Here is a 25,121-nt window from a genome sequence, read left to right as displayed (position 1 = left end):
TATGCCCCGGTTGATGTGGTGATCGCAAGAGTTGTGGCGGGCCGGCCGGCGGCCCGCGCGGACTCCGAGAGCCGCAAGATTAACGGATTCGGCGTCGATTCGTATTCAGGCCCGGGCGCACGGCTATTCAGGACCGCCCGTCCGGACCAGTTCTTCCACCAGGAAAGCCGGCAGCTCGGCCATGGCGACGCGCCGCTGGGCCGCGCCCTCGGCCCGCAGCGCCTTGACGCTGGCCGCGCCTTCGGCCAGCTCGTCCTCTCCCAGGATGACGGCGTATTCCGCCCCGCTGCCGTCAGCGCGCTTCATCTGCGACTTGAAGCTGCCGCCGCCGCAGTGCAGGACGACGTCCAGGCCCGCATCGCGCAGGTCCTCGGCCAGCTGCATCGCCGCGCGCGCCGCGGGCTCGCCCTGGTGCAACACATAGACGTCGCACTCGGGCTGCGGTTCCGCGGGCTGCGCCTGGGACCACAGGTCCAGCAGGCGCTCGACGCCGATGGCAAAGCCCACGGCCGGCGTCGGCTTGCCGCCCAGCAGCGAGACCAGCCCGTCGTAGCGGCCGCCGCCGCACACGGTACCCTGCGCGCCCAGGCGGTCCGTCACCCACTCGAACACGGTCAGGTTGTAGTAATCAAGGCCCCGCACCAAGCGGGGGTTCACCCGGTAGGCGATGCCGGCATCCTCGAGCCGCTGGCGCACGCCGTCGAAATGGGCCAGCGAGGCCTCGCCCAGGTAGTCCAGCAGGCGCGGCGCGTTGTCGGCCATCTCCTGCAGCGCGGGATTCTTGGTGTCCAGGACGCGCAGCGGATTCGTGTAGAGACGGCGCTGGCCGTCCTCGTCCAACTGGTCCTTGAACCCCTCCAGGTAGGTGATCAGGGCCTGGCGGTGCGCCAGCCGTTCCTCGGCCGAGCCCAGCGAATTGATCTCCAGCCGGATGTCCGCCAAGCCCAGGATCTTCCAGAGCCGCGCCAGCATGAGGATCAGCTCGACGTCGACGTCCGGCCCGGCAAAACCCAGGGCTTCCACGTCGATCTGGTGGAACTGGCGGTAGCGGCCGCGCTGCGGACGCTCATGGCGGAACACCGGTCCGATCGCGAACACGCGCTGGGGCCGGTCGTAGGTCAGGTTGTGCTCGATGGTGGCGCGCACCATGCCGGCGGTGAACTCAGGACGCATCGTCAGCGACTCGCCGTTCAGCGAATCGGTGAAGCTGTACATCTCTTTCTCGACGATGTCGGTGACTTCGCCGATCCCGCGCGTGAAAAGCCGCGTCTGTTCCAGCACCGGCGTGCGCAGGTTGCGGTAGCCGTAGCTGCGCAGCCATTCGCGCACCAGCGACTCCAGCCGCTCCCACTGGCCCGAATCGGCTGGCAGGATGTCGTTCATGCCGCGGATCGCGGTCACTTTCTTGAAACTATCACTCATATGGGGTCCCCCCCCTACGCGCTTCGCGCGCCCCCCAGGGGGCGGCACTGGCGGACCGGCGGAGCCGGATCCGCGGTGCCCTGGATTGGCGTCCAGGGGCTGCTAGGGGTGTATAAGGTTATCTCTTGCTGTAGCGGTTCTCGACGTAGCTTTCCACCAATGCCTGGAATTCACGGGCGATGTGCTCGCCCTTGAGCGTGACCGAGCGCTGGCCGTCGATGAAGACCGGTGCGACCGGCTGCTCGCCCGTGCCGGGCAGGCTGATGCCGATGTCCGCGAACTTGCTTTCGCCCGGGCCGTTGACCACGCAGCCCATGACCGCGACGTGCAGGCTCTCGGCACCGGGGTACTTCAGGCGCCAGACGGGCATCTGCGCGCGCAGGTAGCTCTGGATGTCGGCCGCCAGTTCCTGGAACACCGTGCTGCTGGTACGGCCGCAGCCCGGACAGGCAACGACCACCGGCGCGAACGCGCGCAGGCCCAGGCTTTGCAGGATCTCCTGGGCCACCACGACCTCGCGGGCGCGGTCGCCGTTGGGCTCGGGCGTGAGGGACACGCGGATCGTGTCGCCTATGCCTTCCTGCAGCAGGATGCCCATTGCCGCGGTCGAGGCCACGATGCCCTTGCTGCCCATGCCCGCCTCGGTCAACCCCAGGTGCAGCGGGTAGTCGCAGCGGCGGGAGATGTCGCGGTAGACCGCGATCAGGTCCTGGGCGTTGCTGACCTTGCACGACAGGATGATGCGGTCGCCCGGCAGACCCAATTCCTCGGCACGCCGGGCATTGTCGATCGCGGACACCACCAGCGCGTCGCGCATCACGGACTGGGCGTCCCAGGGCCGGGCCCGCCGGCCGTTCTCGTCCATCATGCGGGCCAGCAGGTCCTGGTCCAGGCTGCCCCAGTTCACGCCTATGCGCACCGGCTTCTCGTGGCGGCAGGCCACCTCGATCATCTGCGCGAAGTTGTCGTCGCGCTTCTTCCCCGCCCCCATGTTGCCGGGGTTGATGCGGTACTTGGACAGCGCCTGCGCGCACTCCGGATACTGGCTCAGCAGCTTGTGGCCGTTGTAGTGGAAATCACCCACCAGCGGGGCGTCCACGCCCATGCGGTCGAGCTGCTCGCGTACCGCGGGCACCTCGCGGGCGGCCTCGGCGGTATTCACGGTGATCCGCACGACCTCGGAGCCGGCCAGGGCCAGCTCCTTGACCTGGATCGCGGTGGCGATGGCGTCGGCCGTGTCCGTGTTGGTCATGGACTGCACCATGACCGGGGCCTCGCCGCCGACGGCGACCGACTTGCCGCCCCAGGCGATGCGCACCTGGCGCGTGGGCCGGCGGACCGCCGGGCCGGCGGGAAACGGCTCGGCCTCGGAAGCGTTGGCGATCGTGGACGGGCTAGGATTCATGATGCGGCTACTGGAGGGTGAGCCGGGCGACGTTGTCCCGGCGATACGGCGCGAGGTCGACGGGCGTGCCGCGCCAGGTCAAGTCTACCCCGTTGACGTTGCCGATCACGACACGGTACGGCGCTCCCGCCACATCCAGCTCGTAGGGCTCGCCAGCGGCGATGATCCGCGACACGGCCACGGTGCCGTCGGCGCGCCGCACTTCGACCCAGCTTGCCTGCCGCATCGTCATCGACAGGCCGGGCGCCGGAGCCGGGGCCGCCGCCGGCGGCTCCGGCGCCGGCGCTGGTTCGGGCGCGACGGGCGCAGCCGCCGCGGGCACGACTTCCTGCGGCACGGCGGGCGGCGGCTCGGCCGGGGCCAGCGGCGCCTCGGTCTGAACCGAGGTCGTGCCAGCCGCGGGCGTATCCAGGCTGGCCGTGGAAGCCTGCCCGAACGACAGCTTGCCTTGCTGGCTGAGCGCGTAGCCCAGCAGCACCAGCGCCAGCACCGCCATCACGCCGCCGACCAGCCAGGGGGCCAGCCGCCTGCGGCTGGCGGCCACCGGCCAGGTCCGGCCCGACGAATGCGCCAGCGGGCTGGACAGCGACGAGGCCTGTTCCAGCGATACCGGATCGGCCACCTGCAACTGGGGCGACAGCGCCTGCAGCATCGGCGCCGGATCCTGGTCCAGCAACCGCGCGTAGTTGCGCACGAAGCCGCGCAGCGGCATGCCCTGCGGCAGCTCGTTCCACTGTTCGTTCTCGAGCGCGCGGATCTGGCGCACGGCGAACTTCAGGCGGTCGGACACGTATTCCTGCGACCAGCCGCGTGCCTCGCGCAGGCGCGCCAGTTCCCGGCCGACCGACGACGAAGACGGCGAGCCGGCAGTGGGCGCCGGGCCCTCCTGCCTGCCGGCGGCACCGGTTTCGTGGGGTTCAGACATCGACGACTCCTTGTCCGGCCCTGCCGCAACGGCCGGCCCGGCACCGCGGTTGCATCATTCGCGCACCTCCACGATACGGCCAAACCGGGTCTCGCCCGCCAGGCGTTCCTTCAGGCGGGTACGATCCTTGACCTCGCCGGCCAACTGTCCGCAGGCCGCGTCGATGTCGTCGCCGCGCGTCTTGCGCACGGTGGTGACGATGCCGGCGTCCATCAGGCGCTGCGCGAACAGCCGGACCCGGGCCATGGGCGAACGCTTGAGCCCGGACTGCGGGAAGGGATTGAACGGAATGAGGTTGAACTTGCACGACACCTGCCGCGCAATGTCTATCAATTGCTTGGCATGCTCGTCGCCATCGTTGATGCCGTCGAGCATGACGTATTCGAACGTGATGAAGTCGCGCGGGGCGAACTCCAGGTAGCGCTGGCACGCCGCGATCAGTTCGCGCAGCGGATACTTGCGGTTCAGCGGCACCAGGTCGTCGCGCAGCGCGTCGTTGGGCGCGTGCAGCGACACCGCCAGCGCGACCGGACAGTCGCGCGCGAGGCGGTCCATCATGGGCACCACGCCCGAGGTCGACACCGTGACCCGGCGGCGCGACAGGCCATAGGCATTGTCGTCCAGCATCAGGCGCAGCGCCGAGACCGTGTTGTCGTAGTTGAGCAGGGGCTCGCCCATGCCCATCATGACGACGTTGCTGATGACCCGGTCGTCCTGGGTACCCAGCGGCGCGGGCATGCCGCCCGACAGCCGCGCGCCCTCGCGGTCGGCCTCGACCGTGCGGCGCGCCAGCCACAGCTGGCCGATGATCTCGTCCACCCCCAGGTTGCGGTTGAAGCCCTGGTGGCCGGTGGAGCAGAACCGGCAGGCCACGGTGCAGCCCGCCTGCGTCGAGATGCACAGCGTGCCGCGGTCGTCCTCGGGGATGAACACGGTTTCGATCGCGTTGCCGTTGCCGACGTCGAGCAGCCACTTGCGCGTGCCGTCGGCCGACTTGTGGGCGGTGACGACCTCGGGCAGCCGTATCTCGCACTGCCGCGCGAGCTTCTCGCGGAAGGACTTGGCCAGATCCGACATCTGCTCGAAATCGTCCACGCCGCGCTGGTGCAGCCAGCGCTGAAGCTGCTTGGCGCGAAACGGCTTGTCCCCCCAGTTTTCCACCAGCGAGGCGAGCTCGGCCCCGTCCAGCCCCAGCAGGTTGATGCGCGGGGATTCGGAACGTGTAGCCTCGGCCTGGGCGGCTTCGGCGAGCGGCGAGATAGTATTCATCCCGGCCTCCTGGGAAAAACGGACATCCAGGCTCAGCGGCTGTGGATGTTCAGTTCGGGGAAAAAGAAGGCGACTTCGACCTTGGCGGTCTCGACGGCGTCCGAGCCGTGCACGGCGTTGGCGTCGATGCTGTCGGCGAAATCGGCGCGGATCGTGCCCTTCTCGGCCTTCTTGGGATCGGTCGCGCCCATCAGGTCGCGGTTCTTCTGGATGGCGCTCTCGCCTTCCAGGACCTGCACGAACACGGGACCGGAGACCATGAAGTCGACCAGGTCCTTGAAGAACGGGCGCGCGGCGTGCACGGCGTAGAAGCGCTCGGCGTCGCTGCGCGAGAGCTGCATCATGCGCGCGGCGATGACCTTGAGGCCGGCAGCCTCGAAACGGGAAACGATCTGGCCGATGACGTTCTTGGAAACGGCGTCCGGCTTGATGATCGAAAGGGTGCGCTCGATAGCCATCAAAAACTCCAATAAAAACAAATACTTTGAGGGGAACTTAAACGTTAAATTGTATCACGGCTCCTTGACAGGACCGCTACCCCTGCCCACCCCGGACGCACCGTGCCGGCCCTACTGGAACCAGGCGGAACCCTGCGGCATACTTGGTGTCAGACACACCATGCCCTCGCGGGGCGAAACAGAGCAAAAAGACCACAAGGAGTCGCTCGACCATGAACGATCTACGCACTTCTCCCTTCAACCGGACCGGGGCTGCGCCCGGCGAGGTCGCGCGCAATCGCGTGTTGCGCAACACCTACTGGCTGCTGGCGCTGTCGCTGATCCCCACCGTGCTGGGCGCGGCGATCGGCGTCGGCACCGGCCTGGCCCAGGTCATGGGCGGCAGCCCCGGCCTGACCACCATGGTGTTCCTGATCGGCGCCTTCGGCCTGATGTTCGCCATTCAAAAGAACAAGGACAACGGACTGGGCGTCGCCCTGCTGCTGGTCTTCACCTTCTTCATGGGACTGATGCTGTCCCGCATGATCGGCTTCGTCATGGGCATGGCCAACGGCTCCACGCTCATCATGACGGCCTTCGGCGGCACCGCCGTGGTGTTCGGCACCATGGCCCTGCTGTCCACCACGATCAAGCGCGACCTGTCCGGCCTGGGCAAGTGGCTGTTCGTCGGCGCCATCCTGATCCTCGTGGCGGCCCTGGCCAACATCTTCCTGCAGCTGCCGGCGCTGATGCTGACCATCTCGGTCCTGGCCATCGGCATCTTCTCGGCCTTCATGCTGGTCGACCTGCAACGCGTCGTCAACGGCGGCGAGACCAACTATGTCTCGGCCACCCTGGCCATCTACCTGGACATCTACAACGTCTTCGTGAACCTGCTGATGCTCCTGGGCATCTTCGGCGGAGAGAGGGAATAACCCCCCCTACGCCCTTCGGGCGCCCCCTCAAGGGGGCGATGCGGGTGGACCGGCAAAGCCGGATCCACCGCATCCTGGGGTAATAACGGGCTGGCGGGGACTGGCGATACTACCTGGCATCTAAAGAACAACGGCCTTGCTCTCAAGCAAGGCCGTTTTCATATCCCAGGTACCCCAGACTCAGGGCACCGCGGATCCGGCTTTGCCGGTCCGCCAGTGCCGCCCCCTGGGGGGCGCCCGAAGGGCGTAGGGGGGCTATTCCAACACGGCTATGGACTCCACGTGGGCCGTATGGGGGAACATGTTGACCACACCTGCCGCTCTCAAGGTATAGCCGCCCTCGTGGACGAGGATGGCGGCGTCGCGGGCCAGGGTGGCGGGGTTACAGGAGACGTAGACGATGCGCCGGGGGCGGTCGGCCCCTAGTGTCGTCAGGGCCTTGGCCACGGCCAGGGCGCCTTCGCGCGGGGGGTCGATCAGCATGCGGTCGAAGCGGCCCAGGCTGCGCAGCCAGGTCTCGTCCACTTCGAACAGGTTCAGGGTCGAGAACGCCGTGTGCGCATCCACGCCATGCCTGCGGGCGGCTTCCAGCGCCCGGTCGGTCAGGGCCTGGCTGCCCTCCACGCCCACGACCTCGCGGCAGCGGGTCGCCAGCGCCAGGGTGAAATTGCCCAGCCCGCAGAACAGGTCGGCTACCCGGTCCTCGGGCTGCGGGTCGAGCAGCGCGAGGGCGCGCGACACCAGCACCCGGTTGATCGCGTGGTTGACCTGGGTGAAGTCGGTCGGCTTGAACGGCATGCGCAGCCCGAACTCCGGCAGCGTATAGGCCAGTCCGTCGATGTCCTCAGGCTCCAGCGGGTGCACCGTATCCGGTCCCTTGGGCTGCAGCCACCAATGAATGCCATGGCGCGCCGCGAACTCGCGCAGCACCGCCAGGTCCTCGTCCACCAGCGGAATCAGGTGGCGCAGCACCAGCACGATCTGGTTGTCGCCCACGGCGACTTCGATCTGCGGGACGCGGTCGCGCGCGGGCATGGCCGCGACCATCTCGCGCAGGGGCACCAGCAGCGAGGCCACGTGCGGATGCAGGACGTGGCATTCGCGCATGTCGGCCACGTAGCTGCTCTTGCGCTCGCGAAAGCCCACCAGCACCCCGCCCTTCTTGACCACCACCCGGACCGACAACCGGGCGCGGTAGCGGTATCCCCAGGCGGGGCCGTGGATGGGCGGCAGGACGCGCTGCGGCACCAGCTTGCCGATGTGCCAGAGCGTGTCTTCCAGCACGCGCTGCTTGATCGCCACCTGCGCGGCCGGATCCACGTGCTGCATGGCACAACCGCCGCAGACGCCGAAATGCGCGCAGCGCGGCGCCACGCGCTGCGACGACGCCTGCACCACGCTCTCGACTTCGGCCAGCTCGTAGGAGGGCTTGCGCTTGGTTATCTTCAGCATCACGCGTTCGCCGGGCAGCGCGCCGTCGACGAACACCACCTTGCCCTGGCGGCGCGCGATGCCGCGCCCTTCCAGGTCCACCGATTCGATGGCCACGGAACCGTCGTCGAATTCGACGGCAGCAGCCGTCCCTTCCAGGCTGTCCGCGGCCGCAATGTCTGCTTCTTGACTCATGTTCGGAATATCAGTTTTCCCGCGTGGCCGGCCTAGCGCGAGGCGGGCCAGTTCGCCAGGTATTCGCGCCAATGGGGCAGGTCCAGGGATTCCAGCGTGCTGCGCACCAGGTCCACTTCGGCGTCGTACTGGGCGCGGGACAGCATGCCGCGCATCAGCCGGAAGCGGCAATAGACCAGCCAGGTATTGACGACATCGGTTTCGCAATACGCGCGCACTTCCTCCTGGCGTCCGGAGCTCCAGGCGGGCCAGACCTGGCTGCCGTCCATGCCCATCTTGCCGGGAAAGCCGCACAGCTTGGCCAGTTCGTCCAGCGGCGCGTTGGCGCGTCCGTTGTATTTCGCCAGCAGGTCCATCAGGTCGCAGTGCCGGTTGTGGTAGCGGCTGATGTAGTTGCTGTAGCGGAAGTCGCGGTCGTCCTCGCCCATGTCCCAGTAGCGCGAGGCCTGGATGCCGTGGATCAGTCCGCGATAGTGCAGGACCGGCAGGTCGAAGCCCGAGCCGTTCCAGCTGATGAGCTGCGGCGTGTAGCGATCGATGGTCTTGAAGAAGCCGGAGATCAGCGTGGCCTCGGGGTCGTCGGCCTTGCCTATGCACTTGACGCGAAACCCGTCGTCATCGCGGAACACGCACCCCACCACGGCGATCTTCTGCAGGTGCAGCGGCAGGAAGTCGTGCCCCACGGCTTCGCGCCGGGCGGCGGTGGCGCGTTCGACCACCTCGGCATCGGGGACGTCCTCGCCCCACCCGTTCAGCGCGCGCAGGCCTTCCACATCGGGAATGGTTTCCAGGTCGAAGACCAGCATCGGTGTCATGGCGGGGCCTCAGCGTGGCGGCAGGTAGCCGGCGGGGTCGACCGGACGGCCCTGGCGCCGGATCTCGAAATGCACGCGCGGCGACTCGGCGTCGGTGCTGCCCAGTTCGGCGATCTTCTGCCCGCGCCGCACCGCCTGCCCTTCCTTGACCAGCATGGCGCGGTTGTGCGCGTAGGCGGACAGGAAGGTGTTGTTGTGCTTGATGATGATCAACTGCCCATAGCCGCGCAGGCCGCTGCCGCTGTAGACCACCTTGCCGTCGCCCGCGGCCAGCACCGGATCGCCCGGCGCGCCGGCGATGTCCAGGCCCTTGTTGCGGGTCTCGTGGAAGTTCTCGATGATCTTGCCGCTGGCGGGCCAGCCCCACTCCACCCGCTCGCTGGCCGGGTCGTTGCGCGCGGCGGGCGGTGTGACCGGAGTCGCCGGCGGCGCGACGGGCTCGGGCGTGGCCGGGGGTGTCGTGGGCGCGGGCGCCGGCGTACCCAGCGGCCGCGATGCCGATTGCGACGGCGCGGGTACCGGCGTGACCTGCGCCACGCCGTTGTCGGCCGGCTTGGCCGCGGTGGATCCCGGACGCGTCACGCGCAGGACCTGTCCCGGCCGGATCTGGTTGGGATCCTCCAGGCTGTTCCACTGCGCGATGTCCCGCCAGTCCTCGCCATGGTCCAGGGCGATGCGGATCAGCGTATCGCCGCGCTTGACGATGTAGGTATCGGCATCGATCAGGCGCGAGGATTCACGGCCCGCGGTGGCCGCGGGGCCGCCCGGTTGCTTGGCCGGCGTGGTCCGGTCGACGACCGGAACCGTCCTGGGGGCCGTGCCGCAGGCCGCGAGCACCAATGCGCAGCCCGTCCAGAGCAGCACCTGCCGTGCGGTCCGTCCGAGCATCCCCGCATCCGGGCGGGGTCGATTGGATTCCTCGCGGCTCGGCTTGCGCCAATTCTGCATCCCAGATCTCCTATTCATTACAACAACACACCGGACTGCAGGGGCACGAAGCGCACCGCCTCCAGTTCGGTTCGCACCCAGCTCTGGGCTCCGGTGCGCTCTATCATGACCAGTCGCTGCCTGGCGCCCCCTTCCGGGGCCACCAGGCGGCCGCCGACCGCCAACTGCGCCAGCAGCGCATCGGGTATCTTCAGCCCCGCTGCCGCGACGACGATGGCGTCGAACGGCGCGGCGCTCGGCACGCCCAGCATGCCGTCGCCGAAGACGAGGCGCACATGGGGCAGCCGCAACGGCCGCAGTTGGGTGCGGGCCAGTTCGTGCAAGGCCTTGATGCGTTCTATGGAATACACCTCGCGCGCCACGCCCGCCAGCACGGCGGCCTGGTAGCCGCACCCTGTTCCGACCTCCAGCACCTTGCCGAGTTCGCGCCCGTTGCGCGCCGCGGCGATCATGCGCGCGACGATCCAGGGCTGCGAGATGGTCTGCCCATGGCCGATGGGCAGCGCCGCGTCCTCGTAGGCGCGGCTGGCCAGCGCCTCGTCGATGAAGCGATGGCGCGGGATGGCATGCACGGCTTCGAGCACGCGTTCATCCGTGATTCCCTGCGCGCGCAAGCGCGCCACCAGCGCCGCGCGCATGCGCTCGGAATTGAGGCCGTGGTTGATTTCGCGCGCCGGGACCCTGGCCTGGATGGGGGCCGGGACCACCAGCCGTGCCGGCGCCACCCGGGTGTTGCTGTTCGTGGGCCTGGCCTCGTCGGGACGCACCGGCCGCGCGGGCGCTCCGGCGCGAACGGCTTGCGGACGTCCGGTGGTGACGCGCGTGTTGCTGTTCGCCGCCGTGACCGGAGGCAAGGGCGCGGCGGGCCGGCGGGCGGCGGTGGAGGCCTGGGACCCCTCTTGCCGCGACGCCTGCGCCGGGGTCAGCGGTTTGCGCCTATCCATTCCGTGGGAATCCATTCGCGCATGGGTTCGAGCTGTGCGTTGTGCGTCAGATCGAACCGCAGCGGCGTGACCGACACCGCGCCGTCGGCGCAGGCATGAAAGTCCGTGCCGGGCGTGGCGTCGGCCGCCTTGCCGGCGGGGCCGATCCAGTAGACCGGCTCGCCGTACGGGGTGGACGAACGCACCACCGGCTCGGAGGGATGACGCCGGCCGAGCCGGGTCACGCGAGGCGGCTTGAGTTCGGACAGCGGCAGGTTCGGAATATTCACGTTCAACAGGCTGGGCGCCGCCAGCGGGCTGGCGATGAAACGCTCGACGAAGCTGCGCGCGGCGGCGGCCGCCGCGTCCAGCTGCGTCCAGCCCTTGGACACCTGGGAAAAGGCGATCGACGGCAGGCCGAACAGATAGCCCTCGGTAGCCGCGGCGACCGTGCCGGAGTACAGCGTGTCCTCGCCCATGTTCTGCCCGTCGTTGATGCCGGACACCACCAGGTCGGGGCGCCGGTCCAGGAGTCCGGTCAGGGCGACGTGGACGCAATCGGACGGCGTGCCGTTGACATACAGGAAGCCGTTGGCGGCGGTGCGTACCGACAAGGGGCGATCGAGCGTGAGCGAATTCGACGATCCGCTGCGATTGGTCTCGGGCGCGACCACGATCAGTTCGGCCAGCGGCCGCAGCGCCTCGACCAGGGCAGCCAGTCCGGGCGCGAAATAACCGTCGTCGTTGGAAATCAGTATCAACATCTATCGCCCAGACCTCTTACGCAATGCGATCTCCTGTTGGCGTTACCGCGGGATGAAAAAAGCCCGCACGGCCTCCCTGCGGGCTAGTGTCGTCCGGAAAGCCGGGCAGCCACCCGGTTGCTTGACGGTTCCGGCTCCGGTCCCGCGCCCGTTTCCGGCCCGCCGAGTGCCCTCGGATTGTACATGAGCCCCCTGCCCGCCGTAGTGCTTTCCCCTGGGAAGCGCCCTAGCCCGGCGCGGGCGACTGCCGGTCGTACGCCGCCACCAGCGCATCCAGGAAACCTCGCACCGCCGGCACCAGGCCCCGCCGCGACGGGAACACCGCCTGCACGATTCCCTCCGGCGGAGAATACTGGGCCAACGTGACGCGCAGCAGGCCTGCCTCGACGTCGGCCGCCACCAGCGGCCACGGCAGGCACGCGATGCCCAATCCCTGAAGCGCCGTGCTGCGCAGGGTGTTCAGATCGTCGACCGACAGGCGCGGCACGTGCGCCACCGATATCTCGGCGCCATCCGGCCCGACGAAGCGCCAGACGTGCCGTTCCGCCGCCTGCATCATGCTGAGCGTGGGCAGCCGGCCCAGATCCTGGATTTCCTGCGGCTCGCCATGGCGCGCAAAGAAATCCGGCGTGGCCACCAGCACCAGGCGGCTGGTGGCCAGCGGACGCACGACCAGCTCGGAGTCCTCCAGCGGCGGCGTGCGCACCCGCAGCGCGAGGTCGAAACCCTCTTCCACCACGTCCACGCGCCGGGACGTGGCATCGATCTGCACGCGCACCTGCGGATATTGCGCCAGGTAGTCCGCCACGATGGCCCCGATGTCGCTATGCAACAACGTAACGGGGCAGCTGAAGCGAATCAGCCCCTGCGGCTGCGAAGTCGTCCGGTCCACGGCCTCGCGGGCGGCGGCGGCCTCCGCGGCCAGCGCGGCGCAGTGCTGGTAATAGGTCTGCCCGATTTCGGTCACCGAGATCTTGCGCGTGGTGCGGTGTAGCAGCCGCACGCCCAGCTCGTCCTCCAGCGCGGCGATGCGGCGGCTGATGCGCGAGACGGGAATGCCCAGGGCCTGGGCGGTGGCGGTATAGCCGCCGTGTTCGACCACCTTGGCGAACAGGTACATGTCGTTGAGGTCCTGCATGGTCCCCCCAGGACGTAGCATTATTCTAAATATGGAAAAGTTATTCCCAGTAGCGCCAGTTTAAAAAGAATTATTGACGCTATATCTTGTCGACGTGGCGGAAGTCATCCGCATTAACCCTAAGAATTCGACGCATACTAGGAATCCTCATGAAAATCCTGCACATCGACTCGAGCTCCACCGGCGCCGCCTCCGTTTCCCGCGAATTGACCGCCGCCGTCGTGAAGGCCCTGCGCCAGAACGAACCGCGATCGACGGTCAAGCACCGCGACCTGGTGGCCCAGCCGCCGGCCCACCTGGACGGCGCCCTGCTGCAGTCGCTGCGCCCCCAGCCCGGCGCCGTGTTTCCGGATGACGAGGGATTCCGCAAGGAGGTCGCCTACACCGACGAACTGCTGGCCGAATTCCTGGCCGCCGACGTCGTCGTGATCGGCGCCCCGATGTACAACTTTTCGATTCCTTCCCAGTTGAAGGCCTGGATCGACCGCGTCGCGCAAGCCGGCAAGACCTTCCGCTACACCGCCAACGGCCCCGAGGGACTGGCCGGCGACAAGAAGGTCGTGATCGTTTCTTCTCGCGGCGGCAAGTACGCCGGCACGCCGGTCGAGACTCTGCTGGATCACCAGGAGTCCTACCTGCGCGCGGTGCTCGGCTTCTTCGGCGTGACCGACGTGAGCGTGCTGCGCGCCGAAGGTATCGCGCTGGGCGGCGAGGCGCGCGAAACGGCCGTCAACCACGCGCTGGAACAGGCCGGCCTGCTGGCCGAGGAACTGGCCGCCGCGGCCTGAGGCTTCGATGCGGGCGGACCTGGCCGCTGGCGCTAGGATCCGCCTCGCGTGCCGTACAGCAGCAACACCAGTCCCAGCACGACCAGCACCATGCCGCCGCGTTCGCGGCCGCTGGCATGCTGGGCGAAGATCCGCCGCGAGGCGAATTGCGCGAACAGGACCTCCACCAGGCCCAGCGTGCGGACGTTGGCCGCCGAGGTCAGCGCGAAGCCGATGTACCAGCACTGGGACGCGAAGGCGCCCATGAAGCCCGCCGGCAGCGATGCGCGCCATTGCGCCAGCACGCCGCGCAGCACGTCGCGCCGGAACAGCGCCTGCCACAGCACCAGCGCCCCCGTCTGCATGATCAGGCCCACCACCAGCGTCACGCTGGCGCGCGTGGCGAACGATCCGCTGTCCAGCGACACGATGGCGCCGCGAAAGGCCACCGCGGACAAGGCGAAGAAGGCGCCCGAGGCGATGCCCAGCAGCGCCGGCCGCCAGTTGCTGCCTGCTCCCGCGCCGGGCTTCCAGGACATGGCCACCACGCCCGCCGTCGCCACCAGCACGGCGCAGGCGCCCATGAGCGACAGCGGATCGCCCAGCACCACCACGGCGAAGATGGCCACCAGCACCGGTTCGGTCTTCACGTAGACCGTGCTGAGCGCGAAATTGCGCAACTGCATGGTGGCCAGCATCAGCACGGTCGCCAGGATCTGCGCCGCGGCGGCCGCCGCCGAATACAGCAGGAAGCGGGCATCGACCCGCGGCAGCGGATCGCCCCCCACCGCCAGCACCAGCGCCAGGAAGATCAGTGCGAACGGCAGGCCGTACAGGAAGCGGACCTGGGCCGCGCCCAGCGTGCCCAGCGTTTCCGTCAGCCGGTGCTGCATGGTGTTGCGCGCCGTTTGCGCGGCGGCGGCGAGGAGCGTGGCGGGAATCCAGAGCAGCGAGATATCCAAGGGCGTGGCCTGCGATCGATCAGCCGGCGATGATACCGCGCCGCCCTACCCTTCGCCCCGGTTGCGCTCCGCCAGATAGCGGCCGGGCGGCTTGCCCATGGCCTTCCTGAACATGGTGATGAAGGCGCTGACCGATTCGTAGCCCAGGTCCATCGCCACGCGCTGCACCGTCATGCCGGCGGACAGGCGCTGCAGCGCGACGATGACGTGCAGCTGCTGGCGCCAGCGGCCGAAACTCATGCCCGTTTCGGCCTTGATCAGCCGGGCCAGGCTGCGCTCGCTCATCGCCACCAGCTGCGCCCATTCGGCCACGGTGCTGCGGTTGGCGGGATCGGAGGCCAGCGCGTCGGCGATGCGGCGCAGGCGGCTGTGAGCGGGCACGGGCAGGTGCAGATGCTCGGTGGGCATGCGTTCCAGCTGTTCCAGCAGCACGCCCACCAGGCGGTGGGTCGGCCCGTCCGGGGGATAGTCGGTGGATTCGGCCGCCAGGTACAGGATCAGTTCGCGCAGCAGCGGCGAGATCGACAGCGTGCAACACACCTCGGGCAACGGGGCCGTGTCCGGCTCGACGAACAGCAGACAGACCTGGCCGTGCTGCGACACCCGGTTGCTGTGCGCCATGCCCGGTGGGATCCACACCGCGCATTGTGGCGGCACCATCCACAGCCCGGTGGGCACATGGCAGGTGACCGAACCCCGCAGCGCCAGGATCAACTGGCCCTTGCGATGCCGGTGCACCGGTTGTTCGCTGCGGCGCTGCCGGGCCGTCAGGTGCACGGCCACTACCGGGGCGACCGTGGCATCCGGATCGAATTCGGCGAAGGCGGCTTCGAAGGCGGGCATGGCGAATGCTTGGCTGGTTTTGGCAATTTATTGTCATTTTATCCAAAGACAGACACCCGCGAAATGCCTACAGTCCATGGGTATCCTTTCCGATTGCTTCGCCCATGGCCCCGCTTTCCGCTTCAAGCTCCCTGCCCCGCCAGGCCTGGCTCATCGCCGGCATTCTGCTGATCGCTTCCAACCTGCGCGGCCCGGTCACCGGCGTGGCGCCCGTGCTGGACATGATCCGAACCAGCCTGGACCTGACGGCCGCCCAGGCCGGCCTGCTGACCACCCTGCCCCTGCTGGCCTTTGCCGCCGGCGCTCCCGTCGCCGCGCTGGCCGCCCGCCGCCATGGCCTGGAACGCACGCTGATGGCGGCGCTGCTGACCCTGGTGGCGGGCCTGTGCCTGCGGTCCTCGGGCTCGGTCTGGGCCCTGTTCGCCGGCACCGTGCTGATCGGCGGCGCGATCGCCTTCGGCAACGTGCTGCTGCCCAGCCTGCTCAAGCGCGATTTCCCGGGACGCATCGCCAGCCTGACTTCCGCGTATGCGTTGACGATGGGCGTGGCCTCGGGCCTCGCCTCGATGATCGCCGTACCGCTGGCGCTCTGGTCCGCCGGCCCCGGATGGCCACTGGCCCTGTTCGCCCCCATCGTGATCGCCGTCGCCAGCGTCCTCGTCTGGCTGCCGCAACTGCGCGCCCCCGCTCCGGCCACGGCGCCGGCCGGTCCGATCCACGCCCGCCCCCGGCCGGTCTGGAAATCGGCGCTGGCGTGGCAGATCACCCTTTTCCTCGGCCTGAACTCGCTGGTCTATTACATCGTTTCCAGCTGGCTGCCCTCCATGCTGCACGACGCCGGCTACCCGCCCGGTTCGACCGGCTCGGTCCATGGCATGCTGCAGATCGCCTCGGCCGTCGTCGGCCTGCCGCTGCTGGCGCTGGTGCGCCGCGCGCGCGACCAGCGCTGGCTGGCGGTCGGCTGCTCGAGCCTGTCCATCGTGGCCCTGCTGGGCCTGCTGGTCGCGCCGTCCTGGGCCGCGGCGTGGGCCATCCTGTATGGCTGCGGCGGCGGCGCCTCCATCATCCTGGGACTGGCTTTCGTCAGTCTGCGAGTGAGCAATGCGCAGCAGGCGGCCGCGCTGTCCGGCATGGCCCAGGCCGTGGGCTATCTGCTGGCCGCGGGCGGCCCCACCGCCATTGGCGCGGTGCACGACCTGACGGGCGGATGGACGGTCGCCCTGCTGATCTGCCTGGCCTTCGCCTGCGCCCAGGCCGTGTTCGGCCTGTACGCCGGGCGGCACCGCCAACTGGCCTAGGCTCGGGACGCATAACAGCTTTGATGGCCCGGCGATAGGCGGGTCCGGATCCTCCTCCTAAAGTGTGGCCGACCACCTGAAAAGAACCACAACCGAGGAGATGTCCATGGGTTTTCATCGACGCCGCGCCGGCCTGGCGCTGACACAGGCGGCGCTTCTGCTGGCCGTGGCCGGCGGCGCGGGGGCCGCCGGGTTTCCCGACCGGGCGCTGCGGCTGATCGTGCCCTTTCCGGCAGGCGGCGCCGCCGACATCATGGCGCGCGGGCTGGCCCAGCAACTGACGGAACAACTGGGCCAGCAGGTGGTGATCGAGAACCGGGGCGGCGCGGGCGGCACGACGGCCGCCGAGGCGGTCGCCCACGCGACGCCGGACGGCTATACCCTGTTCTTCGCCACCATGGGCACGCAAGCCATCAATCCCTCGCTGTACCCCAAGCTGCGCTACGACCCCATCAAGGACTTCGAGTACGTCAGCCTGACCCACACCACGCCGCGCGTGCTGGTCGTCCATCCCTCGGTGCCAGCAAAGACCGTGGAAGAACTGATCGCGCTGGCGAAGGCGCAGCCCGGCGCGCTGACCTACGGCTCGGCCGGCAACGGCAGTTCCAGCCATCTGTCGGGCGCGCTGTTCTCTGCGATGGCGGACGTGCGGCTGCTGCACGTCCCTTACAAGGGCAGCGCGCCGCTGTTGAACGACGTGCTGGCGGGACGCGTGTCCATGACCTTCGACTCGTACGCGGTATATGCCGAGCACATACGCAGCGGCAAGGTGCGCGCGCTGGGCGTCACCAGCCTCAAGCGCATGAGCGCGCTGCCGGACGTGCCGGCGATCGCCGAAGCCGGCCTGCCCGGCTACGACGTCTCGAACTGGCTCGGGCTGCTGGCCCCGCGGGGGACGCCGGCGGCCGTGGTGGATAGACTGCACGGCGCCGTCGTCCGAGGCATGGCGGACGAGTCCGCGCGGCGCCGGCTGGCGGGCATGGGGATAGAAGCCACCTCCAGCACGCCGGCCGAATTCGCCGATCTGGTCAGGACCGAAATCCCCAAGTGGGAGGCCGTGGTGAAGAAGTCCGGCGCGACGGTCGACTGACGGCCGCGCTAGGCGTCCCAGCGCATCGCGCGCATCGTCACGCGCATGTCCGCGGCGGCGCCGGGCGCCAGTTCCAGCACGTCGTCCCAGACCCGGGCGGTCTCGATGCACAGCATGTCGCGCCATGCATCGGGACGGAACTGCGACAGGCGCAGCGACTTGTCCACCCAGGGGTTCCACACCACGGCCGATCGCGAGCCCGTTGCCTCGATCGCGATGGTTCGACGCCAGCCGGGATCGCGGATCTGCACCGGCGCGGACAAGCCGGTGTAGATGCGGTCGGTTTCCCCCTGGATGGACAACGGGCCGTCCTGAACCTGCGACGTCCAGTCCCTTAGCGTATCGACATAGGCCGCGCCGTCCAGGCCCTCGATCGCCACGTCGCGCGCGTCGCTCACGGCGAAATAGGTATGCAGCGCCTGGCTCAGCACCAGCGTGTCCGTGCCCGCGTTGCGGGTGGACAGGGTTAGCGTGAGCGCATCGTCCAGGCGGATATCCAGCGTCACGGCGGCCGCGTGGCTCCAGCCGCCATGGCCGGCGGGCAGGTCCAGTTGCAATCGCAGACACGCGGCGTCGCCATCGACCCGCGCGCCGCCCTCCTGCCAGTCCAGCGCCCGCGCGAAGCCATGGGCCGGCGCATCGGCGCCAGCCGCCAGCATGGCCCGAACCGCTTCAGGGTTGCGGTCGAACTGGCCGAACCACGGCCAGCAGACGGGGATCCCGCCGCGCAGCGACGAGCCCTTGCGGAACTCGGCCTGGTCGCTCAGCCATACCACCGGCGGCTGCCCGTTGGGCGCGTAGTACAGGACCTGCGCGCCCTGGCGCGCCACCAGCGCCTCGCCATGCCTTGAGATCAGGCGCCAGCACGGCAGCTCTTTCACGGTCGTGGCCACGACGGCCACGGAGCGGTGTGCGCTCATGCCTTCAATCCTCGTGCTTGTCGTGGGTGGCCGCGGCGCCCAGCTTCCAGTAGCCGGCCGCCTTGATCCACTCCTTGGGCAGTTGCCAGTTCTCGACCAGGACCTGGCGCACGCGCTTGGCCACGCCCGATTCGGCCGCGACCCAGGCATACCAGTCGCCCTGCGGCCTGCCCAGCGCGGCCACCGCCTGCGCCAGCAGTTCCGGACGGCCGGGCGCCACGCCGTCGCGATGGATCCAGCGGACCTCCACGTCGGCCCGCGTGTCGAACGACTGTTCCTCGGCCGCGTCGGCCACCTCGGCCACGACCACGGCGCGAGCGCCCGCGGGCAGTTCTTCCAGGCGGCGGGCAATGGCCGGCAGCGCGGTTTCGTCGCCCACCAGCAGATAGCCGTCGAAGTCCCCTTCCATCACGAAGGAGCCGCGCGGGCCGCCCACGCCCAGATACTGTCCGGCTTCGGCGCGCAGCGCCCACTCGGCGGCGGGGCCATCGCCATGCAGCGCGAACTCGATGTCGAGTTCGCCCGCCTCGGCGTCGTAGCGGCGCGGCGTATAGTCGCGCGCCGCCGGACGCGGCTGGTCCTCGGGGAACACCATGCCGTTGGGGCCGGGCGTGGGCACCACCGGCCGCTCCTGGCCCGGCGCCGGGAAGAACAGCTTGACGTGGTCGTCGTGCGCGGCGCTGGAGAAGCCGGCCAGGTCGCCGCCCTCCAGCGTCACCCGCAGCAGGCGAGGCGTGACCTTGCGCACCGCGCGCACGCGCAGCAGGCGGAACTTCAGTTCGTGGCGGACGCGGCGCACCGCGCGTTCGGTTTTTTCCATGATGGATCTTTCCAGAATGAGGTTGGGAGGAGCGCCTACTTGCCCAGGATCTCGGCGGTGGCGCGTCTCAGGATGGCGGCGATGCGGATGGCCTCGCCGCCCTCACAGGGGCCTGCCTGGTGCAGCGCCTGCTTCAGGCCATAGCGCGCCAGCATGAGGTCCTCGGGCGTGCCCGGCGCAATGGTGTCCAGGCCGTCTTCGCCTTCGAACACGCGGCGCACCTGCGCCATGCGGGCACCCACCTTGGCCAGGTCGGCCAGGATGCGCTCGGCCTGCCCGCGGTGGCGCGCCAGGTGGGCGCTGCCTTCGTCGGTCAGCCGATAACGCTTTTTCGTCCCTTCCACGGAAACGACGGCATGGCCCACGTCTTCCAGGTAGGCCAGCGCGGGATACACCATGCCCGAACTGGGGTTGTAGAACCCCGACGAACGTTCGGCCAATTGCTTGATCAGTTCGTAGCCATGGCTGGGCTGCGCTTCCAGCAACGCCAGCAGCACGAGTTGCAGGTCCTCGGCGGCGAGCTTGCGCCCCATGCGCATGCCCACGCCGCGCCCGCCGGAAGAAATGTCGTTGCGTTGCATGGTGGCCTCCCGCCTTTTCAGGGCGTTAGAATATCTAAAAACATATCTTACGACATATCTTAAGATATAAAAAACAGAATGCCAAGCCGCGAAAAAAGGTTTGTCGGCTTATCCACCACTTCTGTGGACAAGCTTGGGGATAGCATGAAGGGAGCGCGGCCCGCGCCGCGCGGCAGCAGGCTTTGAAACAAATGGCCCAAAAGGCGAGCAGCGGACGCTCGCCAGGCCCAAAGGACATCATGCAGATCGACATCGTCAATGCGGAGGCCACGATCTTCTCGGGCGAAGGCAGCTACGTGCAGCTCCCGGGCAAGGACGGATCGCTGGGAATACTGCCCGGCCACATCCCCCTGCTGACGCTGCTCAAGGAAGGCATGATCACCATCCGGCGGGCCGAAGGCGACGAATACGTCTATGTGTCGGGCGGCCTGGCCGAAGTCATGCCTCGCGGCATCACGGTCCTGGCCGACACCGCCGTGCGCACCACCGGCCTGGACGACGTCCGGGCCGAACAGGCGCGCGCCGCGGCCAGCGAACGCATGCACGACCGCCTGGACGCGATTCACTATGCGGCCGCCCGCGCCGAACTCGTGACCAGCCTGGAACTCAAGCGCGGCCGCTGAGCGGCCTCAGTCGGAAATACTGGGCGCCCAGAAGACCTGGGCGATGGCGGGATTGCGGCCCAGCTTCTCGGTAACGCGGTCCAGGTCGCTGCCGTGGATGGAGGTGGCCATGAGCGTGGCCTTGATCTCGATTTCCTCGTCGCCGAAGGGCACGACCTCCAGGTCCGCCAGCGGATAGTTCGCCTCTTCCAGCTCGGCCTCCAGCGCCATCAGCGCGGCGCCGCGATGGGCCGTGCCGGTGATCACGTGGATGATGCTCGTCACCTCGGACGACAGGACATCCACGGGCTGGCGATTGAAGGTGTTGACCACCGGCCGCAGCAGCGTGTTGGCGGCCAGCACGAAGATCGTGGCCAGCACGGCCTCGGCGATGAGGTCCGCGCCCGCGCAGGCGCCGATCGCGGCCGATCCCCACAGCGTGGCGGCGGTGTTCAGGCCGCGCACGTTGCCCTCTTCCCGCATGATGACCCCGGCCCCCAGGAAGCCGACGCCCGAGACCACGTAGGACGCGACCCGCGCCGCGCCATCCGCACCCGCGATGCGCATGGCCATGTCGACGAAGATGGCGGCGCCCAGCGCCACCAGCACGTTGGTCCGCAGGCCCGCCGTGCGCTGCCGGTACTGCCGCTCCAGCCCGACCAGGGCGCCCAGGATGAACGCGCTCGTCAGGCTGACGAGCGTGTCGAGCAGATCCAGCGTCTGGATGTTGGCGATTGCCTTCATGGAACCTCGTTGTTCTTGTCGTCGATCGATTGGGACGGCGCCGGGCGCCGTCCGCAGGATAGCGCGGCGTTGCCGACGCTTTTATTGCAGCTGCTCGTAATGCACGCGCTGGATGTCGGGATGGCGCCCCAGGCCCAGCGCCACCGAGTTCAGGGCGCCGCGCAGGTGCGGCGCGCACTGCAGCGTGACGGACATCCGGTGGATGTCGCCGCCGGGCTCGGCGCTGGCCACGCGCATCTGCGAGATGCGCAGGTCCCGGGCCGACAACTCGGCGTGCAGGTGCTGGCGCAGCCGGTCCAGCCGCGGGCTGGCGCTGAACACCGTCAGGCGATAGGACTGGAGCGGCTTGCGGGGGGCGCGCGCGGCCTTGCCGCCCCATGCGCTCAGGATATGGGCGAAACGCATGTTGACCTCCTGGCAGACAGGAAGACGGACCATGCCGCCCGGCATACGCGGGGGGAACTGCCTTCAGGCAGAAAAAATGGGGGAGTCCCGGTGAAGGAACGACCGCACCCTGGCTTGGCAGGACGCGGCAGACAAATCTGCGGACCTGCTAAGCGGCGTTTGCCGGAACGGCTGAACTACTGCCGTCGTTATCCACGACTTGCCTCAAGAAAGATTGGAATCTTTCGATTTTAGCCCAGGCTGGCCCTAGGGACAACCCTAGCCCCCCCCAAAGCTCAAGCCGCGCCGGCCCTGGGAAGCTGCTGGTAGACCATGCGCACCCAGTCCTGGATGTAGCGCTCGTAGTGCGCCGCATCGTGCTGCCAGAGGTTGTTCAGGGCCATGCCGCGCACCAGGTTCAAGGACAGGTTCAGCGCCAGTTGCGCCTGCTCGCCAGAAAAACCCGCCTTCTCGAACACCTCCAGCCACAGCGTGTTGGTCGAGGACCGGTAGCGCTCCATGACGGGCAGGATCTTGCTCATCAGGTCCGGATCGGTGCGGGCCACCATGATGACCTCGATCGCGGCGATGAAGGGCCAGTCGAAGTAGACGCTCCAGCAGTCCTTGATGAAGCCCTCGATGGGCCGCTCGATCGCCTCGGGCGTATGCGCCTCGCGCTGGCCGCGGCGGATGGATTCCTCGTAGATCTCGGCCGTCGCGCCCACCACCAGTTCTGCCTTGGTCGCGTAGTGGTGCATCAAGGCGCCGTTGGACATGCCGGCGCAGCGCGCCACTTCCTTGGTGGTCAGGCCGTTGTAGCCCGAGCGCATCAGCACCTCTATCGTCGCCGCCAGCAGGCGCTCGCGCGCGTCGCGGCTGCGGTTGGCCTGCGTGCGCCGCGGGCGGGCGCGCGCCGGCCCGGTCTCGGGCGGGGGGGACATCGTCTGTGGGCGGGTAGGTGGCATCGCTCCCGGGTTTCCTCAATACGGCCAAGGCCGCATCTTAGCCTTCCCTGCCGGGCAAGCGACGGCCTCAGGGTTTTCCGTAACTTACAAACCGAACACTCTGTTTGTATAAATCGTCCCAGGCAGCCATTCAAGACAACGAAAAAGGAGATCCCCATGTCCTTCGTGAAGAACGCCTGGTACGTGGCCTGTTGGAGCGACGAGGTCAAGGCCGGTGAACTGTTCACCCGCACCCTGCTGGACGAGCGGGTCGTGTTCTACCGCCGCGCGGACGGCACGCCGGTGGCGCTGCGCGACCGCTGCCCTCATCGCTTCATCCCGCTCAGCATGGGCAAGCTCAGGGACGACGTGGTCGAATGCGGCTACCACGGCCTGCAATTCGACAGCAGCGGCGCCTGCGTCAGGAATCCGCACGGCGATGGCAGGATCCCCGCCGCGGCCCGCGTACAGGCCTACACGGCGCACGACCGCCACGGCATGCTGTGGATCTGGATGGGGGACGCCGCCGCCGATCCCGCGCTGATCCCCGACTACGGCATGCTGGACGAAGGCTCGGGCTATCGCACCAGCCGCGGCCAGTTGCACATCAACGCCAACTACGAACTGATGGGCGAGAACCTGCTCGACCTGAGCCACATCAGCTTCCTGCACGAAGGGCTGCTGGGCAGCCCCGAGCAGGTCCATGCCAAGCAGGAAGTCGTGCAGGACGGCGACCGCCTGCAGTGCAATCGCTGGATGCCCAACGTCTCGGTGCCCGGCGTGTTCGACATGCTGTTCCGCCGCGACGGCCGGCCGGTGGACATGTGGACCAACATGCGCTGGGACCCGCCCGGCTGCTTCCTGCTGGACACCGGCGTCCAGGCGCCGGGGGAATCGCGCGAACGCGGCGCCTGGTACTACGGCATCCACATCCTGACGCCCGAGACCGCCCGCACCACCCACTATCACTTCGCCGCCGCGCGCCCGCCCGGCCCCGAACTGGATCCCGAGACCAACGCCCGGCTGGCGGAAATGCGCCGCATCGCGTTCGAGGACCAGGACAAGCCCATCATCGACGCGCAGCAGGAAGCCCTGGGCGACAACGATTTCTGGGACATGAAGCCCGTGCTGCTGAACGTGGACCTCGGGCCGGTGCGCATGCGCCATACGCTCGAACGCCTGCGCAAGTCCGAAGCCGCGGCCGACCAGGCGCGCTGAGCCGTTTTCCGGCCGGCCGCGGCAACGTATCGCGGCCGCCGTCCCCGGCAGGCCCGCCCTGCCCCACTTCCAGGAGACAGACATCATGCACCACCGCTTGCGCAGCGTGGCGGCCGCGGCCGCCCTGATCACCGCCTGTGGCGCCGCCCTCGCCCAGGCGCCGATCAAGATCGGCTTCATGGGAGAACTGACCGGCCCGCAGGCCGCCGTGGGCCAGGACCAGCTCGACGGCTTCATGCTGCTGGTCGAACGCAACGGCGGCAAGCTGGGCGGCCATCCGGTCGAGATCCTGCGCGAGGACACCCAGCTCAAGCCCGACGTGGCCAACCAGGCCGCGCGGCGCCTGGTGGAACGCGAGAAGGTGTCCATCGTCACCGGCATCTCGTTCTCGAACATCATGCTGGCCGTGCACAAATACCTGACCGACCGCGAAGTCTTCGTGATCGGGTCGAACGCGGGTCCTTCGCAGATCGCCGGGCCGCGGTGCTCGCCCTATCAGTTCATCACGTCATGGCAAGGCGACCAGGCGTCCGAGGCGGTCGGCCAGTACGCCGCCGACAAGGGCTACAAGCGCGTCGTCGTCCTGGCTCCCAACTACCAGGCCGGCAAGGACACGGTGGCCGGCTTCAAGCGCTACTACAAGGTCCCGCTGGCCGACGAGGTCTACACCTCCTTGCAGCAGCTCGACTTCTCGACCGAACTGGCGCAGGCCGCCGCCCGCCAGCCCGATGCGGTGTTCGCGTTCTTCCCCGGCGGCCTGGGCGTCAGCTTCGCCAAGCAGTACGCCCAGTCGGGCCTGCAGAAGACGCCGCTGCTGTCGACCTTCACCATCGACGCCATCTCGCTGCCGGTGCTGGGCGAGTCGGCGCAAGGCATGATCAGCGGCGGCTTCTGGGCGCCCGATTTCGACAATGCCTCGAGCCGCCGTTTCGTCCAGGCCTTCGAGCAGCGCTACAAGCGCATCCCCTCGAACTACGCGGCCCAGAGCTATGACGCGGCGCTGCTGCTGGATGCCGCCATCGCCAGGGTCCAGGGACGCGTGGCCGACAAGCCGGCCTTCATGGCGGCCTTGAAGCAGGCGGACTTCCGCTCGGTGCGGGGCGAGTTCCGCTTCAACAACAATCACTTCCCGCTGCAGGACATGCACGTGCTGCAGGCGGTCAAGGACGAACAGGGACGCATGACCCTCAAGACCCTGGCCACGCCCTTTCACAAGCAGCCCGACGCCTATCACCGGCAGTGTCCGCTGTCCTGACCGCCAGCGCCGTTCGCCGGGCTGTCGCGGCAAACCAACATTCACCCAAAAACGACAGCAACGGCAAGCCCGGCCGCCTAGACTAT

The 25,121-nt window shown here is 68.5% G+C and carries 26 protein-coding genes; 7 read left to right on the top strand and 19 right to left on the bottom strand.

What is annotated here, in order from left to right:
- Positions 1 to 123 precede the first annotated feature (123 nt).
- From hisS to ndk, 5 genes are all read right to left on the bottom strand, one after another.
- Positions 124 to 1,422: a histidine--tRNA ligase gene (gene hisS / locus EGT29_RS13410; RefSeq protein ID WP_124689468.1), complete on the bottom strand. Its 1,299-nt coding sequence runs from the start codon at positions 1,420 to 1,422 to the stop codon at positions 124 to 126.
- 118 nt (positions 1,423 to 1,540) lie between these two features.
- Positions 1,541 to 2,827 (bottom strand): flavodoxin-dependent (E)-4-hydroxy-3-methylbut-2-enyl-diphosphate synthase, encoded by a 1,287-nt coding sequence (ispG, locus tag EGT29_RS13405; protein ID WP_124689467.1) that lies wholly within the window; start codon positions 2,825 to 2,827, stop codon positions 1,541 to 1,543.
- Between the two features lie 7 nt (positions 2,828 to 2,834).
- A complete protein-coding gene (locus EGT29_RS13400; protein ID WP_124689466.1) occupies positions 2,835 to 3,752 on the bottom strand; it encodes a RodZ domain-containing protein in 918 nt (305 codons plus the stop codon).
- A gap of 54 nt (positions 3,753 to 3,806) precedes the next feature.
- On the bottom strand, positions 3,807 to 5,021 hold the full coding sequence (rlmN, locus tag EGT29_RS13395; protein WP_124689465.1) for a 23S rRNA (adenine(2503)-C(2))-methyltransferase RlmN: 1,215 nt from the start codon (positions 5,019 to 5,021) through the stop codon (positions 3,807 to 3,809).
- A 32-nt stretch (positions 5,022 to 5,053) separates the two neighbouring features.
- Entirely contained in the window at positions 5,054 to 5,479 is a 426-nt protein-coding gene (gene ndk / locus EGT29_RS13390) for a nucleoside-diphosphate kinase (protein WP_124689464.1), read from the bottom strand.
- 212 nt (positions 5,480 to 5,691) lie between these two features.
- On the opposite strand from ndk, the gene EGT29_RS13385 reads away from it, so the two are divergent.
- Positions 5,692 to 6,393, top strand: coding sequence for a Bax inhibitor-1/YccA family protein (locus EGT29_RS13385; protein ID WP_124689463.1), 702 nt, complete (start codon positions 5,692 to 5,694; stop codon positions 6,391 to 6,393).
- A gap of 255 nt (positions 6,394 to 6,648) precedes the next feature.
- Here EGT29_RS13385 and rlmD read toward each other — a convergent pair whose 3' ends face one another.
- From rlmD to EGT29_RS13355, 6 genes are all read right to left on the bottom strand, one after another.
- A complete protein-coding gene (rlmD, locus tag EGT29_RS13380; RefSeq protein ID WP_124689462.1) occupies positions 6,649 to 8,019 on the bottom strand; it encodes a 23S rRNA (uracil(1939)-C(5))-methyltransferase RlmD in 1,371 nt (456 codons plus the stop codon).
- A 32-nt stretch (positions 8,020 to 8,051) separates the two neighbouring features.
- Positions 8,052 to 8,834 (bottom strand): 3'-5' exonuclease, encoded by a 783-nt coding sequence (locus EGT29_RS13375; protein WP_124689461.1) that lies wholly within the window; start codon positions 8,832 to 8,834, stop codon positions 8,052 to 8,054.
- Positions 8,835 to 8,843: 9 nt separating this feature from the next.
- Complete coding sequence (locus EGT29_RS13370; RefSeq protein WP_124689460.1) at positions 8,844 to 9,722, bottom strand: peptidoglycan DD-metalloendopeptidase family protein; 879 nt, start codon at positions 9,720 to 9,722, stop codon at positions 8,844 to 8,846.
- Between the two features lie 77 nt (positions 9,723 to 9,799).
- A complete protein-coding gene (locus EGT29_RS13365) occupies positions 9,800 to 10,507 on the bottom strand; it encodes a protein-L-isoaspartate(D-aspartate) O-methyltransferase (protein ID WP_370283035.1) in 708 nt (235 codons plus the stop codon).
- 197 nt (positions 10,508 to 10,704) lie between these two features.
- Positions 10,705 to 11,469 (bottom strand): 5'/3'-nucleotidase SurE, encoded by a 765-nt coding sequence (gene surE, locus EGT29_RS13360; protein ID WP_124689458.1) that lies wholly within the window; start codon positions 11,467 to 11,469, stop codon positions 10,705 to 10,707.
- 226 nt (positions 11,470 to 11,695) lie between these two features.
- The gene (locus tag EGT29_RS13355) at positions 11,696 to 12,607 is read right to left on the bottom strand and encodes a LysR substrate-binding domain-containing protein (protein ID WP_124689457.1); all 912 of its coding nucleotides are present in this window, start codon (positions 12,605 to 12,607) and stop codon (positions 11,696 to 11,698) included.
- Positions 12,608 to 12,756: 149 nt separating this feature from the next.
- On the opposite strand from EGT29_RS13355, the gene EGT29_RS13350 reads away from it, so the two are divergent.
- Positions 12,757 to 13,395, top strand: a complete 639-nt coding sequence (locus EGT29_RS13350) for an FMN-dependent NADH-azoreductase (RefSeq protein WP_124689456.1) — start codon at positions 12,757 to 12,759, stop codon at positions 13,393 to 13,395.
- A 32-nt stretch (positions 13,396 to 13,427) separates the two neighbouring features.
- Here EGT29_RS13350 and EGT29_RS13345 read toward each other — a convergent pair whose 3' ends face one another.
- Positions 13,428 to 14,336, bottom strand: coding sequence for a DMT family transporter (locus EGT29_RS13345; RefSeq protein ID WP_192901814.1), 909 nt, complete (start codon positions 14,334 to 14,336; stop codon positions 13,428 to 13,430).
- A 45-nt stretch (positions 14,337 to 14,381) separates the two neighbouring features.
- Entirely contained in the window at positions 14,382 to 15,179 is a 798-nt protein-coding gene (locus EGT29_RS13340) for a helix-turn-helix domain-containing protein (RefSeq protein ID WP_124689455.1), read from the bottom strand.
- A 104-nt stretch (positions 15,180 to 15,283) separates the two neighbouring features.
- On the opposite strand from EGT29_RS13340, the gene EGT29_RS13335 reads away from it, so the two are divergent.
- Both EGT29_RS13335 and EGT29_RS13330 read left to right on the top strand, forming a co-directional pair.
- On the top strand, positions 15,284 to 16,477 hold the full coding sequence (locus EGT29_RS13335; protein ID WP_124689454.1) for an MFS transporter: 1,194 nt from the start codon (positions 15,284 to 15,286) through the stop codon (positions 16,475 to 16,477).
- A 106-nt stretch (positions 16,478 to 16,583) separates the two neighbouring features.
- Positions 16,584 to 17,567, top strand: a complete 984-nt coding sequence (locus tag EGT29_RS13330; RefSeq protein ID WP_124689453.1) for a tripartite tricarboxylate transporter substrate binding protein — start codon at positions 16,584 to 16,586, stop codon at positions 17,565 to 17,567.
- An 8-nt stretch (positions 17,568 to 17,575) separates the two neighbouring features.
- On the opposite strand, the gene EGT29_RS13325 is transcribed toward EGT29_RS13330, so the two are convergent.
- From EGT29_RS13325 to EGT29_RS13315, 3 genes are read right to left on the bottom strand one after another with little or no spacing between them, the layout of a single operon-like run.
- Entirely contained in the window at positions 17,576 to 18,487 is a 912-nt protein-coding gene (locus tag EGT29_RS13325) for a D-hexose-6-phosphate mutarotase (protein WP_124689452.1), read from the bottom strand.
- Positions 18,488 to 18,491: 4 nt separating this feature from the next.
- Positions 18,492 to 19,307, bottom strand: a complete 816-nt coding sequence (locus EGT29_RS13320; protein ID WP_124689451.1) for a siderophore-interacting protein — start codon at positions 19,305 to 19,307, stop codon at positions 18,492 to 18,494.
- Positions 19,308 to 19,342: 35 nt separating this feature from the next.
- Positions 19,343 to 19,888, bottom strand: a complete 546-nt coding sequence (locus EGT29_RS13315) for a PadR family transcriptional regulator (RefSeq protein WP_124689450.1) — start codon at positions 19,886 to 19,888, stop codon at positions 19,343 to 19,345.
- Between the two features lie 239 nt (positions 19,889 to 20,127).
- Between EGT29_RS13315 and atpC the strand changes: the two genes are divergently transcribed.
- Positions 20,128 to 20,511 carry an ATP synthase F1 subunit epsilon gene (atpC, locus tag EGT29_RS13310; RefSeq protein ID WP_161567818.1) on the top strand — a complete coding sequence of 128 codons (384 nt, stop codon included), beginning with the start codon at positions 20,128 to 20,130 and terminating at the stop codon, positions 20,509 to 20,511.
- Between the two features lie 6 nt (positions 20,512 to 20,517).
- On the opposite strand, the gene EGT29_RS13305 is transcribed toward atpC, so the two are convergent.
- The 3 genes from EGT29_RS13305 to EGT29_RS13295 all read right to left on the bottom strand — a co-directional run bounded on the left by EGT29_RS13305 (position 20,518) and on the right by EGT29_RS13295 (position 22,559).
- On the bottom strand, positions 20,518 to 21,234 hold the full coding sequence (locus EGT29_RS13305) for an MgtC/SapB family protein (RefSeq protein ID WP_124689448.1): 717 nt from the start codon (positions 21,232 to 21,234) through the stop codon (positions 20,518 to 20,520).
- 81 nt (positions 21,235 to 21,315) lie between these two features.
- The gene (locus EGT29_RS13300; protein ID WP_124689447.1) at positions 21,316 to 21,639 is read right to left on the bottom strand and encodes a hypothetical protein; all 324 of its coding nucleotides are present in this window, start codon (positions 21,637 to 21,639) and stop codon (positions 21,316 to 21,318) included.
- A gap of 275 nt (positions 21,640 to 21,914) precedes the next feature.
- Positions 21,915 to 22,559, bottom strand: a complete 645-nt coding sequence (locus tag EGT29_RS13295) for a TetR/AcrR family transcriptional regulator (protein WP_238160390.1) — start codon at positions 22,557 to 22,559, stop codon at positions 21,915 to 21,917.
- A 180-nt stretch (positions 22,560 to 22,739) separates the two neighbouring features.
- Here EGT29_RS13295 and EGT29_RS13290 point away from each other — a divergent pair, with 180 nt between their 5' ends.
- The gene (locus EGT29_RS13290; RefSeq protein WP_124689445.1) at positions 22,740 to 23,780 is read left to right on the top strand and encodes an aromatic ring-hydroxylating dioxygenase subunit alpha; all 1,041 of its coding nucleotides are present in this window, start codon (positions 22,740 to 22,742) and stop codon (positions 23,778 to 23,780) included.
- 85 nt (positions 23,781 to 23,865) lie between these two features.
- Positions 23,866 to 25,035 carry an ABC transporter substrate-binding protein gene (locus EGT29_RS13285; protein ID WP_124689444.1) on the top strand — a complete coding sequence of 390 codons (1,170 nt, stop codon included), beginning with the start codon at positions 23,866 to 23,868 and terminating at the stop codon, positions 25,033 to 25,035.
- The last annotated feature ends 86 nt before the right edge of the window (positions 25,036 to 25,121 follow it).

Source organism: Pigmentiphaga sp. H8 (assembly GCF_003854895.1).
Classification (GTDB): Bacteria; Pseudomonadota; Gammaproteobacteria; order Burkholderiales; family Burkholderiaceae_B; genus Pigmentiphaga.
The sequence above is the reverse complement of the archived record's forward strand: the minus strand, read 5'-3'. Positions and strand labels throughout refer to the sequence as shown.

Excerpts from the sequence above, each read along its gene's own strand:
- EGT29_RS13370 (WP_124689460.1), bottom strand. The coding sequence starts at position 9,722 with ATGCTCGGACGGACCGCACGGCAGGTGCTGCTCTGGACGGGCTGCGCA.
- EGT29_RS13330 (WP_124689453.1), top strand. The coding sequence starts at position 16,584 with ATGGGTTTTCATCGACGCCGCGCCGGCCTGGCGCTGACACAGGCGGCG.
- EGT29_RS13320 (WP_124689451.1), bottom strand. The coding sequence starts at position 19,307 with ATGGAAAAAACCGAACGCGCGGTGCGCCGCGTCCGCCACGAACTGAAG.
- EGT29_RS13300 (WP_124689447.1), bottom strand. The coding sequence starts at position 21,639 with ATGCGTTTCGCCCATATCCTGAGCGCATGGGGCGGCAAGGCCGCGCGC.
- surE (WP_124689458.1), bottom strand. The coding sequence starts at position 11,469 with ATGTTGATACTGATTTCCAACGACGACGGTTATTTCGCGCCCGGACTG.
- EGT29_RS13305 (WP_124689448.1), bottom strand. The coding sequence starts at position 21,234 with ATGAAGGCAATCGCCAACATCCAGACGCTGGATCTGCTCGACACGCTC.
- rlmN (WP_124689465.1), bottom strand. The coding sequence starts at position 5,021 with ATGAATACTATCTCGCCGCTCGCCGAAGCCGCCCAGGCCGAGGCTACA.
- EGT29_RS13335 (WP_124689454.1), top strand. The coding sequence starts at position 15,284 with ATGGCCCCGCTTTCCGCTTCAAGCTCCCTGCCCCGCCAGGCCTGGCTC.
- EGT29_RS13325 (WP_124689452.1), bottom strand. The coding sequence starts at position 18,487 with ATGAGCGCACACCGCTCCGTGGCCGTCGTGGCCACGACCGTGAAAGAG.
- rlmD (WP_124689462.1), bottom strand. The coding sequence starts at position 8,019 with ATGAGTCAAGAAGCAGACATTGCGGCCGCGGACAGCCTGGAAGGGACG.
- hisS (WP_124689468.1), bottom strand. The coding sequence starts at position 1,422 with ATGAGTGATAGTTTCAAGAAAGTGACCGCGATCCGCGGCATGAACGAC.
- ispG (WP_124689467.1), bottom strand. The coding sequence starts at position 2,827 with ATGAATCCTAGCCCGTCCACGATCGCCAACGCTTCCGAGGCCGAGCCG.
- EGT29_RS13315 (WP_124689450.1), bottom strand. The coding sequence starts at position 19,888 with ATGCAACGCAACGACATTTCTTCCGGCGGGCGCGGCGTGGGCATGCGC.
- EGT29_RS13355 (WP_124689457.1), bottom strand. The coding sequence starts at position 12,607 with ATGCAGGACCTCAACGACATGTACCTGTTCGCCAAGGTGGTCGAACAC.
- EGT29_RS13375 (WP_124689461.1), bottom strand. The coding sequence starts at position 8,834 with ATGACACCGATGCTGGTCTTCGACCTGGAAACCATTCCCGATGTGGAA.
- EGT29_RS13290 (WP_124689445.1), top strand. The coding sequence starts at position 22,740 with ATGTCCTTCGTGAAGAACGCCTGGTACGTGGCCTGTTGGAGCGACGAG.
- EGT29_RS13295 (WP_238160390.1), bottom strand. The coding sequence starts at position 22,559 with ATGTCCCCCCCGCCCGAGACCGGGCCGGCGCGCGCCCGCCCGCGGCGC.
- EGT29_RS13285 (WP_124689444.1), top strand. The coding sequence starts at position 23,866 with ATGCACCACCGCTTGCGCAGCGTGGCGGCCGCGGCCGCCCTGATCACC.
- EGT29_RS13340 (WP_124689455.1), bottom strand. The coding sequence starts at position 15,179 with ATGCCCGCCTTCGAAGCCGCCTTCGCCGAATTCGATCCGGATGCCACG.
- EGT29_RS13385 (WP_124689463.1), top strand. The coding sequence starts at position 5,692 with ATGAACGATCTACGCACTTCTCCCTTCAACCGGACCGGGGCTGCGCCC.
- EGT29_RS13350 (WP_124689456.1), top strand. The coding sequence starts at position 12,757 with ATGAAAATCCTGCACATCGACTCGAGCTCCACCGGCGCCGCCTCCGTT.
- atpC (WP_161567818.1), top strand. The coding sequence starts at position 20,128 with ATGCAGATCGACATCGTCAATGCGGAGGCCACGATCTTCTCGGGCGAA.
- ndk (WP_124689464.1), bottom strand. The coding sequence starts at position 5,479 with ATGGCTATCGAGCGCACCCTTTCGATCATCAAGCCGGACGCCGTTTCC.
- EGT29_RS13400 (WP_124689466.1), bottom strand. The coding sequence starts at position 3,752 with ATGTCTGAACCCCACGAAACCGGTGCCGCCGGCAGGCAGGAGGGCCCG.